12 protein-coding genes are annotated in these 14,916 nt (G+C 48.2%); all 12 read right to left on the bottom strand.

The genetic code is table 11. The features are described 5' to 3' along the window. A partial coding sequence (locus OGV80_RS06440) for a T6SS effector BTH_I2691 family protein (RefSeq protein ID WP_286514198.1) occupies positions 1 to 866 on the bottom strand: 866 nt, incomplete at its 3' end. 38 nt (positions 867 to 904) lie between these two features. Beyond that, positions 905 to 1,873, bottom strand: coding sequence for a DUF4123 domain-containing protein (locus tag OGV80_RS06435; protein ID WP_087052002.1), 969 nt, complete (start codon positions 1,871 to 1,873; stop codon positions 905 to 907). A gap of 13 nt (positions 1,874 to 1,886) precedes the next feature. Beyond that, positions 1,887 to 4,280, bottom strand: coding sequence for a type VI secretion system Vgr family protein (locus OGV80_RS06430; RefSeq protein ID WP_087052001.1), 2,394 nt, complete (start codon positions 4,278 to 4,280; stop codon positions 1,887 to 1,889). Positions 4,281 to 4,336: 56 nt separating this feature from the next. After that, positions 4,337 to 4,738, bottom strand: a complete 402-nt coding sequence (locus tag OGV80_RS06425; protein ID WP_087052000.1) for a hypothetical protein — start codon at positions 4,736 to 4,738, stop codon at positions 4,337 to 4,339. A 6-nt stretch (positions 4,739 to 4,744) separates the two neighbouring features. Further along, a complete protein-coding gene (locus OGV80_RS06420) occupies positions 4,745 to 5,437 on the bottom strand; it encodes a hypothetical protein (protein ID WP_087051999.1) in 693 nt (230 codons plus the stop codon). Further along, entirely contained in the window at positions 5,430 to 8,054 is a 2,625-nt protein-coding gene (tssH, locus tag OGV80_RS06415; RefSeq protein ID WP_286514193.1) for a type VI secretion system ATPase TssH, read from the bottom strand. Before tssH ends, OGV80_RS06420 begins: the two co-directional genes overlap by 8 nt. A gap of 161 nt (positions 8,055 to 8,215) precedes the next feature. Next, positions 8,216 to 8,707, bottom strand: coding sequence for a type VI secretion system tube protein TssD (tssD, locus tag OGV80_RS06410; RefSeq protein WP_003024437.1), 492 nt, complete (start codon positions 8,705 to 8,707; stop codon positions 8,216 to 8,218). A 16-nt stretch (positions 8,708 to 8,723) separates the two neighbouring features. Next, positions 8,724 to 10,388 (bottom strand): OmpA family protein, encoded by a 1,665-nt coding sequence (locus tag OGV80_RS06405; RefSeq protein ID WP_286514190.1) that lies wholly within the window; start codon positions 10,386 to 10,388, stop codon positions 8,724 to 8,726. Positions 10,389 to 10,391: 3 nt separating this feature from the next. Next, complete coding sequence (tssL, locus tag OGV80_RS06400) at positions 10,392 to 11,033, bottom strand: type VI secretion system protein TssL, short form (protein WP_181231070.1); 642 nt, start codon at positions 11,031 to 11,033, stop codon at positions 10,392 to 10,394. 1 nt (position 11,034) lies between these two features. Further along, positions 11,035 to 12,372, bottom strand: a complete 1,338-nt coding sequence (gene tssK, locus OGV80_RS06395) for a type VI secretion system baseplate subunit TssK (protein WP_043017607.1) — start codon at positions 12,370 to 12,372, stop codon at positions 11,035 to 11,037. A 23-nt stretch (positions 12,373 to 12,395) separates the two neighbouring features. Further along, positions 12,396 to 13,925 carry a type VI secretion system contractile sheath large subunit gene (tssC, locus tag OGV80_RS06390; RefSeq protein WP_043017608.1) on the bottom strand — a complete coding sequence of 510 codons (1,530 nt, stop codon included), beginning with the start codon at positions 13,923 to 13,925 and terminating at the stop codon, positions 12,396 to 12,398. Between the two features lie 65 nt (positions 13,926 to 13,990). Next, positions 13,991 to 14,488 carry a type VI secretion system contractile sheath small subunit gene (tssB, locus tag OGV80_RS06385; RefSeq protein WP_043017609.1) on the bottom strand — a complete coding sequence of 166 codons (498 nt, stop codon included), beginning with the start codon at positions 14,486 to 14,488 and terminating at the stop codon, positions 13,991 to 13,993. Positions 14,489 to 14,916: the final 428 nt, after the last annotated feature.

The following is a 14,916-nucleotide window of genomic DNA, read 5'->3' as shown; positions in this document are numbered from 1 at the left end:
GCGCGTTCTTCACCAAATATCTTCGCCATCGCCAGGACATCATTCGTCCATCCCGTCAGCTCATGCGTTATCCCTGTTGCATCATGCAGCGCCATCAGCAACGGCGTGACAGGGGAACCATCTGCCTTCACTCCCCGTTCCTTCATCTGCCGGATTGTGTTTCCGGCCACTCCGCTCTTCCACGGATACAATGTCTCCTGCGGCGCTGGCTCTTTGACTATTGCATAGCGTTCACTCGCACACTGGCTGACGCGGATTTTAGTCTGGGTGCCATACGGTAACAGCATTGCCGGACTCAGCTGGTTTCCCTGCGGCGCGATGTAATCCAGAACCCCTGCAAGATTGCCTGTCGTGGCTTCTGTCGTTTGCTCTGAAGTCTGTGGTGACGTCCAGTTTGATGCACTCAGGCGCTGCATTCTGCTCTGCCGTTGCCCGTCATCGCCCGCGTAACGCTCCATCGTTTTTTCCGTCCAGCGACACTGTGTGAATGCTATCCAGATATCATTCTCCAGCACTTCATATGGCAGTGTCAGAAAATCCTTTCCGCCGTTACTGTAGGTTCCCTGCCTACAGTCAGGCTCTGATTTCTCCAGAACATTTTTCGCCGACAGTTGCTTCCATAAACTGCCGTCATCACACACCGACCATGCTTCCCAGTCCGTCAGGTATGGATAGTAGATATAGATATAGCCCCTGCGCATCGCACGCAGCGCATAGTGATAATTTTCACTTTCTGCCGGATAAGACGACGCTCCTGGTTTTGCCCACGCCGGCAGCGCTTCCTGAATATATTCAGGAACCACCGCATAACGTACGGGCAGTAATGCCGGTCCCTGTGACATACAGTCACATTTATGATTTTTCATCCCTGTTCTCCTGCATATTCGAACTGTAAATCGCTTAATTAATGATCTGCGCGAATTTCATTCCATTGCTGTTCTGTGACATGGGATATGATTTGAGTAAAATTTCTCTTCTCACTTAGGCTGTTTATTTCAAGCAATTTTTTTATAAAACTATGATTATAAAACTCTGGAGCAATATTAATTGAACACTCGCCCCACTTAATAAGATCTTCTTCATCAGAAAAAGCGCACAACCCGGCTCTTTTAAGTGACTGCTGCAATAGTTTAAACACTGCTGATTCCGTGAAACGTTTACTGCTCAAATGCGCCAAGCGATAATTACAGATAATCCTATTTTTTATACCTATAAAATTCATATCATGCCAATTATCAGCACTCAGCGAGAGCGTATATGAAAGCCGAGGTTGATTGTCAGTCTGATTTATTTTATTAATAAACTGCCCATCGCCATCAATAAAACTCCACACTTCAACTGGTCCTAACAAACGTTGTTGTTGCCAATCATCCAGAATAGATAATAGAGAGATCATAATTGCAGGGTCATAATACCGAAGCAAAACATCTTTACCATCACGTTGTTGGATAGCAACTTTTCCCAGGTAAGCAGCGAGATTGATAATATCTTCTTCGCAAGTGAGCCAACCGCAAATCATCCTACCCTTACCCAGCAGTATCTCATTAGGTTCGATCTCTTTCAGGGCTTGCATAATACTTTCATGTAGTATTTTACAATCTTCAGGTAAAGATAAATCCAGTGATACCAAACATGGCTCAAATTCTGAGGTTAGATAACGATTAGCAACTGGCACCCTCACAACCCCTCTATCTATTATTTGGTTGTAGAATGATGAATCTTGATTTCTTAATCTTATAATTGCAGCGTCAATCATTAATATACAATTTCTATTTAGCGTTCTGAAATGATTAAATATTTCCTCACCAATATCCCCCCCCTGATTTTGCATTGCCTGTAAAGAGTAATCATAAGTTATGAAAGATTCCTTCATTATTGGCCCTCCATCAGCCCAGCGTCACTGTGGGGCTTTGCGTTCCACCAGCAGCGTCAATGGCAGTAGCGCAAGGATCCGGTAACTCTATGCTGGCATTCAATGTTGCAGGTGCCATTTTCTGAATTCCAATACTCTTTACGCGAACGTTGCCAGGCGTCCCGACTTCTATTTCGCCATCTTTAAGCCTGATATATGCTCCACCACAACTGAGCACTAACTCTGTCGCTGCGGTAATGATCACCTGCTCATCCTTGCTGGCTATACTCAGCGTTTTCTTTGCCAGCAGATCCATTGCATCTCCCTGCGCCTGAATTTCCACTTTTCCTTTGCTGGCGAAAATCTTAATCCCCATCCACTGAGCGAAAAGACTTATTGTTTCTTTCACACCAAGGCGGAATTTTTTAGCGACACTGACATCGGTGTCCGCTCCAGAGGTCACAATGACATTATCACCCGATGAGAGTTGGATACTGGCGGGCGTTACCTGCGCTATACCAGCAGGGGCAGAGAAAAGTAAAGCCTGTTTCTTGAGGTCTGTCATAGACTCCATTAACAACGCTTTTTGCCTCTCTATATCAGCCAGTTCTGCTTTCGCTTTTTCTGCCGCAGAGCGAATACCTTTCGCATCCTGAAGCGCAGCTTGTAAGTTAGCTACTGCTTCATGCATATCTAACTGCAAACCTCCAGCCAGTTCCTGACGATCGGCACTGATAAAGATCCCCTTCCCAGCCCGAATAGCTCCCCACTGGTCTGTACGCAGTTCAAAGCCCTCTCCCCGCAGCGCACGCCCCGCATCAACGTTATGCCCCAGGTTAAGCTGCGTTTTCCCGCCATACTCGGTACTGAGTTTGACGTGCTCCTCACCCCGTTTGTCTTCCATGCGCAGCTTGTTGTTCGCGGGCGTGCGGATGACGTTGCGGGTATGGTTTGCCTGTGTCACGTGGTCCGGATGCCGGGAGTCATGCAGCGCATGGGCGATATAGGGCCGGTCCGGGTCCCCTTCATGGAACGCCACCGCCACTTCTGTGCCCTGTATCAGCGGGAAGTGAATACCGTAAGTGTCGCCGCCGTAGGGTTTGGCAAGGCGTACTGGCATACTTTCGTAGCCCTGTTGTTTAGCATCGCGGTCCGCATCAAACTTAACCCAATAAAGCCCGCTCTGATTTAAATGAGCATATTCATCATTCTTTTTCGGGCTTGAAACACGTGCCATTAGCGTACCGCTAATTACTGGTCGCGGTTTGAGTGGAGGTCTCCAACAGCGCGTTTCACTGTAAATGGTCGCCATCAACACCACTTGTAGCGCTTCCTTGCGGCTTGCGCTGAATGAAACCGCCGTAACCAGCAAGCTGTTACGCACACTGACAGGAAGCGTTGGGACAGGTGTGGATTCCGTAATATTCAGGACCTGAGCCGGGCTGAGGCTTACATCGGTTGATAATCCAGAGATTGTCGCTTGTGAGGAGAGATAACGCTCATGTTCCAGACGCGCCCAAAAATTTCCTGTCTCAGGCGCCGGCGAAACCTTATCACCCGTTTCAAGATGGCGTGGGCGATAGTGGTAAACATCCCCATAAGTCACCTCGTCACCTTCACCGTAAGTCATATCGGTTTGTGCAGAAAATAATATTTTCTGAGCCTGGCGATGGTTATAATCCCCGGCAGTAACCGATGCCTGCACCGCAGACTGTTGGAACTGTATATCCCAGACTGAGTCGATGCCATTGTCATTCATTCCGGAGGGACTATTCAGCGGTAATGTTTTGCCAAACTCCCATGCGCTTTGTTTGTCAGCAAAATAGATCACCTCAGTGCCAGCATCAGGCTGAAGCCTAAAGAAGAAGAAAATCCCAACTTCAGAGAGCAGGCGTTCAATAAAAACCAGATCACTCTCCTGATACTGATTAATTTGCTCTCTTTTTGGATATTCCATTACCAAATCAAAATTATATTCCCAGTCTTTTAAACCATGTTCCTGTAAAATTTGAGTAACAACTTCCGGAACTGACATATTAATAAAGAAACGATGTGTACGAAATTGGTTTTTCAGCAACGCGACAAAGGGTTCAATGATTAACTGATAGGTTGCCTGGTCTTTTGAACCACTGATACGATGGAAAGATGTTACAATACCATGTACCATTTTGCGGGCAGTTAACTCACTTAACTTCCCCATTCCCATGGTCAATGTTGTTGATTTTCTAAGTATCGACTCTGCTGCAATGTCTTTATCATGGCTGGAAAAATTTACTACGTATCGATACAATGAACTCATTTCCTCTGTACCATTAAAGCTAATAACATCCAGTACAGATTTGCATGAAGGGATATACAATTGATAACGGTTTAATGTATTTTCATTTATAAATGAAATCCCGCCACCCAGTGATTCAGACATTCCCATATATTTAACCCTTGTTATTTTATAAAGAGCTATTTTTCAGATAATAAAAACTGCGCTCAACGCATTGTTTTTATCAGACTAACCAAATCCGTTTTCTCATTAGTGACAATAGAAAATGTAAATTGACGATTATCATTTGATATCCAAAGCTCTTCCCTTCCATTATTACTATAATCATAAAGATGAAAGCCAAGACCTGTTAGATAATTACGAATAATGCCTACATCACCACCGCGAAAAACAATAAGATTTGTTTCCCGTGTACTTCCATCAGGAGAAATATATTCAAAGCAATAATTATTTGATATCCTTGGAGCCTGCTTGATATCAACATCGGTGTAGAAATAGTAGTCAAAAAGATCGCTTTCCCGATATTCTAATTTATCTGGCCAGGGTATTAACATCGGTGACAAGAAAATCAAAACAATCGTCACCAGTATTATTTTAAAGTAGCTCATTACCATTCACCTCGACAAAAATGAATAATAACCGCCATCCCCGGTGATAACTTCTACCCGACCAGAAGTGAAATCACTCCACGGTTGCACCCATGTCATAAACGAAGGTAAGCTTCCCTTATAGGGTTTATGCACAGCACAGTTATCCATGGGTTCTGGAAACAGTAATGGTAAAAAGCCTTTATTCTTATAATTGCCTATCGGCCCATAAAAATCCCATCTACTCAGGGCCTGCTCTTTACTGACGAGCCTCAGTCTTGACTGGTAGTCTGAGGGAAGAATTGCCCGATAGAAGCCTAAAAGATCGGAGGTAAGGTCCTCTCCGCTAAAACCACTGTCGGTATACCAACTAAAACACAAATTAGATTGCAAACTTTCAAACAAGCGTGCAGTCGTCATCATCATGGCTAACGCAACGCTGTTTTTCTCACATGCAGATAAACCTTGTTTGATACGCCACTTAACAAACTTTCCTGTACCAAACTGGCGATGATATACAAACATCTTTTGGCTATAAATGACTTCATAATAACCATCACGGCCTGATTCACCTCGTTTTATATCTATCAGTAGGTTTTTAATATCACTTCCCTGTGCATGGCCTATATCTATCCATCCCAATATTTCGCTATAAACAAGCCCTGTTTTACGATCCGATGTCCACTCGGAAGGTTCAATAATATCGTTACGTTTACTCATCATTAAACTCCAGCATCATTCCCTCTTCATCATGCCAACTCAAAGTAAGCTGCTGAGGTTTTTGCTGCCGGGAAAGATACGTTAACAACTGCTGGCTAAGCACAGGTAAGATTTGTTGATTGAGCAGACTATCAATATTCCTCGCCCCCGTATCCGGTAGCAGGCAAGCGGCGGTCAGGGCATCAAAAAGGCTCTCGGATATCGTCGTGGTGATGCCGTAGTGACGCAGTAATCGCTGGCTAACCTGATCCAGTTTCATTTGTACAATCGTACGTAGCGCAGATTCACTGAGCGGATGGTAGATAATCGTCTGGAAGCGGGCCAGTAGCGCTGGCTGGAAGTGATCGCGCAAAAGTGGGCGCAGCAGTTCGTGCAACTCAGACTCTGTGGTTTCCGGCTGTTCTTCCAGCATCTGCATTACAGCGTCGCCGCCAAGATTGGAGGTCATCAAAATAACGGTATTGCGAAAATCAATTTCACGGCCTTCGCCGTCACGCATGAAACCACGGTCAAATACCTGGTAAAACAGATTCATGACGTCGCGATGCGCTTTTTCTACTTCATCCAACAGTACCACGCTATAGGGGCGTTTTCGCACCGCCTCGGTCAGGATCCCTCCCTGACCATAACCCACATATCCCGGAGGTGAGCCTTTTAGCTGGCTCACGGTGTGCGGCTCCTGATATTCAGACAAATTAATCGTGATCAGCGATTTTTCACCACCAAACAGAATGTCAGCCAGGACCAGCGCCGTCTCCGTTTTGCCGGTTCCACTTGGTCCAGTAAGCAGGAACACACCCTGCGGGCCGTTTTCCGGCGTCAGTCCTGTTTTTGATGCCCGCAACCGCTGTGCGATCGCATTCAGCGCGTAATTCTGCCCGACAACGCGTTCTCCCATCTGGGTTTCAAGCGTCAGCAAGTCTGCCTGGGAGTCCTTCATTAATGATGACAATGGTACACCGGTCCAGTCGGCAATTACCGTAGCAACGGTGCGCGCGTCTACATCCGGAAACAGCAAAGGATGGCCCTGCTGAAGCATACTTAGCTGCAGTTGCAATTCAACCGTTTCCGCCTGACGAGAAATATCACGGCGGCTGGCCAGCAGTTGCTCAGTGAGCGTTAATTCCTGACCATACTGGGTTTCGCGTTCATCCAGTTCGACAAGCAGACGATTTTCACGCTGTTCAATGGTGGCCAGCCTTTCACCATGCTGACCATTTCCTACCGCGAGGTCTGCAAGCAATGCCTGCTTTTCAATTTCAAGCGCGGTGATCTCTGACTTCAAACGCGTCAGTGGTTCCGGAACGGTATCAAGGCTCATCCGCACTCTTGCACCTGCGGTGTCCAGCAGATCGACGGCTTTGTCGGGTAATTGTCGCCCGGTAAGATAGCGGCGAGAGAGCGTAACAGCAGTTTTAACCGCTTCGTCGGTGATGTGAACGCCATGGTGTTCTGCATAGCGTGATTTCAGACCACGCAGCATTAAGCAAGCAGTGTCATCATCCGGCTCATCCACTTTAACCATCTGAAAACGCCGCTCCAGCGCAGCATCGCGCTCAAAATACTGTTTATATTCACTCCATGTGGTCGCCGCGATGGTTCGTAATTCACCTCTGGCCAGAGCGGGTTTTAGCAGATTAGCTGCGTCAGCGCCTCCCGCCTGATTACCGGCCCCAATAATGGTGTGTGCTTCATCGATAAAGAGCAGAACAGGCGTTGGCGATTGCTGAACGGCATCAATGATATTTTTTAACCGCTGCTCAAACTCACCTTTCACCCCGGCACCTGCTTGTAACAGCCCAAGATCCAACGTGCGTAATGTTACTGATTTCAGGCTATCCGGCACGTTACCTTCAGCAATACGCAGCGCCAGACCTTCCACCAGAGCGGTTTTGCCGACACCGGGTTCCCCGACCAGAATGGGATTATTTTTTCGCCGACGGGACAACACATCCACCATTTGCCGGATTTCATTATCGCGACCAAATACCGGGTCGATATCGCCGGCACGCGCTTTCGCGGTCACGTCCAGCGTAAATTTATCGAGAACGCCTTGTAATGCTGGCGATAACGTCGATTCAGCCAGGCCAGGACGTGGTTCATCATCAGGAGAAACCTGTGCCAGAGCGGCTTCTTGCTGTCTCTCAGGACGTTCATCCGACTGGACATTTAATAGCGGCAGGAGGCGTTCCAGTTGAGTATGTCCGGCGCTCAGAAGAGGCCACAGGCCATCACACTTCAGTAGCGAAGGCTTTCCCACCAGGGCCATCAGTAGATGCACACCACGTATCTGCGAATTTTCATCCGTTGCGGCACACAGCCACGCTTGTTGCATTAAAGAAAGGAGCGCATCAGACAACTGCGGGCGGCTTTTCACGGAACGAGGCTGAACATCCAGATGCGTCAGCAGCGATTGCCAGAGATTGTCGATATCCCATTCATAACGACGAGCAATGACAGTCATATCGCCCTCCCCCTGCTCCAACAGCTTCAGTAACCAGTGTTCGGGAGTGATTTCTGCATGCGCGCGCGTCTGACATAACGATGCCGCCGCTTCGAGCGCCTGGGCGCAATAGGGGTTGAGACGTCGTAATAACACTGCTGACTGGTGTTCCATTTGCTTCCTGGCTCCCTGTATTCAGGCACGCTACCGCCCGTGGCCGTAATCCAATGCCCATAAGGTAATAGTGACGTTGATACTCTCTGCTAAACCCCGCCCCGGACGCTTAGCAGAGGGCATAAAAAAAACGGATGAGGAAATCCTCATCCGTTAGTGCATTACGCGGTGGTACGCTCGTTCCAGGCGTCAGAATGGATAATGTTGCCATCCTTATACGTCCAGACGATCTTCTCGTAGCGCAGTTCAATCTGTTCCAGGTGGTTATGCTTCTCTTTAGCGGGATCTTTGATGTCGTACATCACAGGGTTTACTTTCACCACTTTCACGTTGTGCAGAGTGGTGTTGAAGTATTCCACTTCCTGACCCGCATCATTGATGCGATACCATTTAAACTCGGCCTGGCGCAGGGTCTGACCGGTAGTTACAGCCTTGTACAGATACGGGCTGGAGGCATCGATTTCCTTAGTGAAAAGGAACGGGGTATGAATGCGCGTCCCGGTCAACTTACCGGTGTTGTTATCGGTAGGGATGTACAGGTTATGTTCCTGAGCTACTACTTCGATACTGCCCACACGATCTTTTACATCAACAGAGCCTTTAATATCCGCGCCGCCGTCATCTTTCAGCCAAAGGTAGACTGGAATTGCCATAACTCTTTCTCCATTTTTACTTCGCTAATGCGTCACCGCTTTGCGGTGACGGTTCCTTCATGCCCGGCACCCGACAGGCATCAGCCTGCGGTACCAGACTGATCTCTACACGGCGGTTGGCAGCCCGACCCTCCGGCGTATCGTTGTTTTTGTAGGGACGTAATTCGCCGTAACCCTGAACGGCAAAACAACTCTCCGCGACGTCACCGGTATCACGCATCCAGTCGCGAACAGATTCCGCGCGTTTGAGAGAGAGCTGCTGATTAGATTTATCGTCACCCACATCATCGGTATGTCCGGCGATGACTATCAGCCAACCGGGCTTGGCTTTGATATTAACCAAAGCCCCAATGAGTACTTTTGTTGAGCCTGCTTTTAACGCCCATTTGCCCGTATCAAACAGCGACATACTGTCCAGGCGTACGGTTTGCGGAGAGGTCACTTTTGGTTTTTCAGGTGGCAGCCAGTCGCTGATGGCGGCCAGCAAAGGCGGGATCAATCTCATCCCCTGATACAATCCCATTGAAAGAGAAAGGGGTTCACCGCGCTGATACCAGCGATCGAGACGCTGCGCATCACGACGAAGCTGATCCTGTGCCTGAACCTTTGGCTCAACAGGATTACCGGTAAGATGGCGGTATAACGTCAGATGATCGTTTGTGATCCTGATGAGATGTTGGTTATTGATAAAGCTGCACGTCATCGCCAGTCCGACAAAAATACCGCATAGCAGACCACTTACGCCCACCGTACGTTGAAATGCTGTCAGCGCCCGACGGCGAGATAAAAAAGGCAGCGCTAAATCAGGAAAAGGCAGCAGCTCGGACACTGCTGACGTCGCAGGGGAAAGTGTTGTTTGCGCAGTGATATGCCGTTGCCACAGATTATTTTCGCAGACCGCTAATGAGGTGAAACATACCACCCGTAAAGCAGAAAAAAGAGGTGGAGCGTGGCGCTCCGTATCGCCTTGCACCCTCTTCAGCCAGCCGAGTAAATTATCTAACCACACTGCATGTGTAAGATGAGAATGGCGAGCCGGGCGCTCTTGCGAAGAGAAAGGAACAAAATCGTCTAATCCCATAGCCGACTGCACTTCTGCATCCTGGGGCGTTCGAATAAACCAACGTACAGCCTCATTGCATTGAGGCGAATTCAACCAACAGCACAGCCAAAACGGCGGTATACCTGATAACCAACGCCGACTCTGGGTCACCACACGCCGCCAACTGAGCAGCATGTGCTTAAGCGCGTCTTCATCATTATGCCGTTCCGGGATCAATGCCAGCATCACGGAAACGCGCATAAGAAGCCCCGGACGCTGCACAGCTATCTGACGAACCAGAGCAATATAATGCTCTGGGGATTGGACAGATAAATACCAGCCCTGCGAACTCTCGCAAGAATCGCCGCGTCCGGTAAACAAAGGGGCATTATCTCCACACACCAGCACAACAGGCCCACTGAAACTCTCCGGAGGGAGCGGAACTTCATGAGCCGAATGAGCAGACTTCAACCGACCATATTGACGCCAGCCATAAACGATCCCCGGAATGGAAAACAGTATAATAAAGACGGTAAGGCCGCCCCGGACACCCGCACTTAACGGACTGAATCCCCAGACCAGCAACAAAGCCAGGACGGTTGCCAGCACATAGTTAACGATCCCTCGCAACTGAGCCATGTCTTAACCCTGCCCAATAAGCTGAGCAATCTGCCCTTGTAAGACATGAGAAAATGTTAACCACAAAGCACCCAGCGCCACCGCGCCGACAATCCATGCCAGCCACCAGCGGCGCTTACCGCCAGAAAAGCCGGAAGCCCGCATAATTACCGGCGCATCGTGCTTTAATTTAAAAGGCATCGCCTGAGCCGCCAGCGCTTCAAGAACATCTTCACGACGTTCGTCACCTTGCTCGCGATAGCGCCCCACAAAACCGAGCGTGATTGCGCGATAAAAGCAGGTTAATACGGCGGTATCAGGAACGGGCTCGCGCAGAACGGTACGGATGCGCTCCCAGAGTTCTTCCCCGGCATTGGTGGTGTTGAAAAAGCGGGCCTGTAAAGGTGTCGCAAGCCAGGTAATATAACCGCTATCCTGCCGGTTGCGGTTCAACACGCTTTCATCCAGTAACGCACATTGCGTGTAGAGCATGTGTTCAACGCTGTGTTCGCTGAACCCCATGTCACGCAATGTCTCACGCGCAGAATCAACCCATTGGCAGGCCCGGCGATAGAAAGCCGCCCCATCGTCGACTTCCGATCCGCCGCGTAACTGGCTGACAGCAAGCCAGGTTGGCCAGAACACCTGATCAATATCCTTATACATTTCAATCCCTTAATACAGCGAATAACTCAAGTTGAATCTCTCCCAGTGTTCCCGGCACATAGAAAGCGCAATTACCGGCGTCCAGCATGGCCTGGGCTGCTGGATGATTAATCTCAAGAGCAAAGTATTGATTTTCCAGTCGTAACGGGATGGCTGCAGGTACATGCGTCAGCGGTTTTAATGGAATACCGCTAAGTGCCACATTGACGACATCAGATACATCTGCCCGGCTCCCTGCTTTACAGAGCTGTGGAAATTGCGTTAGGAGGACATGCGCAGGAAGATCCGAACGAACGGAAAGGTAAAAATCAGCGCCTTCACGCAGTCGAGCATCCGACAATGCGCCATACCAGAACTGTCTCTCCTGCGTCAGTTCAATAGCGACAACGCGAGATGGCAGGCTGGCCTCCAGCAGTTCCACCAGGAGTGCAAACAGGGGTGGGAATACCTGCTGCAGATTGGCGTGCTGGTATGGAGGCACAACGCTGACATCATTTTCTAATGAAAAGGTCAGCAGACTGCCCGCTAACCGCGCTAGCTCACGCCACAAAAGTTCGGGATGACGGCCTGGGTTTTGCAGCATTTCTTTCAGAACGGGCTCTGAGCTATTAAGCGCATTCAGCAACCAAAACAACGAAACATCTGCTACCGCAAAATCCGCCATCCGTTCGTTACTTTCGCGGCGCAAGGCCATCAGGCGTCGACAACGAGCCTGGATACGATGCACCAAATCACTGAGCGAATTGATTAATGAGGGGCTGGCTGAGAGTGAAAGCGATGGGGGTAAAAAATCGCGTCCCAGCTCCCATTGCCCCTGAGCATTACGAATAAGGCAAGCTACCGGGCAAGTCAGGTAAGCGCTGTTATCGTCATGGGCATAGCGGAGGGTGATAGCATGCCGCAGCACTGCCATATCAGTCCGTTCCTGACCTGCGAGATCCTGTACTGGCAGCCACTCCTGCTGCCAGCGACACGGACGGCTAACGCCGTTGCCTGATGAAAGATTGCCGCCATTAGCCGAAAGCAGCGGCAACGCGAGGACAATATCAACGCTGCTGTAACCAGTAAGATGCGATAAATCACACGCCGGAGGCAGGTTATCTGAAATACCTGTATCCACTAACGTACCGTCAGGAAAGCGCACAACCAGATTAACGGGATTCAAACGAGAAACCGTTAGCGCACTTTCATCAAACTCCGCGCTGATGACGCCCCACGGTGATGAAAGCGACATGTGAGCAACAACGTCAGCTACATAGGCATCCCAACGTGTCTGTTGCTGAAACTGCTGGGGAGCCAGAAAGGCCCCCTCGCTCCATAACGGACGATAGATCTTCATCGCACCTCCTGTGCGCTGCGTCGTTAAGATTTCGACTTAGGCATTTGTGAAACTAACGACAAGCTGACGTCCATACCTTCAACCTGGAAATGAGGAATGGCATACAGGCGCACACGGAAGAAACCTGGGTTATCCTCAATATCCTCCACCACGACACGCCCATCTCGCAGCGGGTGTGATGCCTGCAAGTCATCGCCAGGATCGGTCATTTCGGTTACCAGACTGCGCAGCCAGTTATTAAGTTCAAGCTCAAGCAGGCGGCGATCTTTGGTCGTTCCAATATTTTCTCGCTGCAGTATTTTCAGGTAATGAGCGATACGAGAAAGCAAGAAGATATACGGCAAACGAGAGTTAATCCGACTGTTAGCCGTCGCTTCCGGAGTATCAAACTGAGCAGGTTTTTGAGCCGAGTTAGCAGAGAAGAAACAGGCGTAATCACGATTCTTATAATAAGAAAGCGGAATAAAACCGAGGTTGGCGAATTCAAACTCCCGGGTTTCCGGAATCATCACCTCAGACGGGATCTTCACCTGATTACCGGTACCCAGATCGTACAAATGGATAGGCAAATCTTTCACCGCGCCGCCTGCCTGTGGCCCACGGATCTGGACGCACCAGCCATTCTTGATAAAACTTTTCACCATATTCACAGCGAAAGAGAAAGAGGCGCTGGTCCATAGATACTTTTCGTGATCCGGACCCTTAACTTCTTCAACATAGTTAAAACTGCGTACCGGCACGGTATCAGGGCCATACGGTAAACGACCCAGGACACGCGGCATAGTTAGCCCGATATAGCGTGAATCGTCGCTATCACGAAATGCTTTCCACTTGATGTATTCAGCACGTTCGAAATAATCATTGATATCTTTTATAGCTGCGACTTCTTCCATATTTTCTTTCAAGAAGAATTTCGGCCCAACGGAACCAATGAACGGCATATGACAGGCCGCCGACACGCCAGAAATATTGCGCAGCAGTGCAATATCCTGCGGACTGTTATCAAATTCGTACGCTGAAATCATTGCCGCAATGGGTTCGCCGCCAGGCTGATCGTATTCTTCAATATAAACATGGCGGTATAACCCGCTCTGGATAAGCTCCGGCGCATCGTCAAAGTCATCACGCAGCGCATCCTTGCTGATATCCATCATTTCTACACGGACATTTCGGCGAAAATCAATGCCGGTGATCATCGAATGCAAACCACGCCAGAGCGATTCTTGCTTCTGAAATTCAGCATGGTGCATAACTTCATTGACCTGATCGCTAATCTGCTTATCAAGACGAGCAATTTGCTCATCGAGCAGCGTTTTATCCAGGCGCTCTACGGGCTGCGCAGCATCCGCCAGACATGAAACCAGAACCTGAATAGCAGCAGTCACGCGTTCAGCGGGAGCGGCGTCAGAAAGCGCTTCATCACTCTGCCAAGCATCAACATTTTTTAATGTCGAAACCGGGGAAAGATTAATTTTGTCAAAGAGGGATTGATAAACGCTGCGTTCACTGGTCGTGGTGGTCGCGACTGAAGAGGTATGTTCCTGAACAGACATCAACATATTCCTTTTATGATCCTTTACTATTCCTGCCAATTGAGCGGAGGAAACCCTGTATAGCGTTAAATCTCTTCTGGCATCATGGTTGCCAGTTCATCACGCAGTTCCTGACTCAGGGCTGGATCTTTAAGGATAATTTCCAGCTCGCGACGAAAAGCAGCGTTATCAAGTAAGTTTGATTTCAGGTCACGAAGTAGGTTACGCATAGCCAACAGAACGCGTAATTGGGGGATATTTCGTGCGACCTGCTCGGGTTCAAAATCGCGGATATTTTTAAAGGTAAGGTTAATATCGTCCTTTCTGTCATCACCAGCCAACGTATTTTTAACACTCAGATTAACCACTGGTGAGAACTTAGCTAACACATCATTGAAATTATTCTTATTAATATCAACCTTTTCACGTTCAGATAGTGGTCGTTGTTCTCTACCATTACTGAAATCACCTACGGTCAAAAGTTTTAACGGCAATTCAACCTTTTTTTGAACGCCTCCGGTATGTAAATCTAACTTGATATTAACGCGTGCCGTCGGCACTTCATTCTGAAAACTGTCACCCATACGTCCCTCTCAGACCGGCGATTCCAGCCGATATTTTGCGTTTCCTAACGGAGCATTTTCCAATCGCTCAACGTGTTTCTTACAACGTCATTTCTGTGAGCCGTCAACAATGAATGTTAATGACAATTAATGATTATAATTAGTATGCCGACGTAATCCGATATATTCCCCGAGAGAAAACATGATCAATATCACTAATACACCAAATAACATATTAGCATTACTTATTTAAAAATAAAATCAAGAAATCATTTATCTAATACAAGCGACAGGAATTAATTAACCTTAAATACATTCATCAAATAAATACCTTTAAATTAAAATACATAATTGCAAAATATATTTACAGCCATATGCATAAACGATATTGATTATTAATTTATAATTACAGCCAATTTAACTATAAATAATAAAAGCCGGAGATATAC

Origin of the sequence: Citrobacter sp. Ce119, assembly GCF_030334525.1 — a bacterium.
Lineage (GTDB): Bacteria > Pseudomonadota > Gammaproteobacteria > Enterobacterales > Enterobacteriaceae > Citrobacter > Citrobacter europaeus.
The sequence above is the reverse complement of the archived record's forward strand: the minus strand, read 5'-3'. Positions and strand labels throughout refer to the sequence as shown.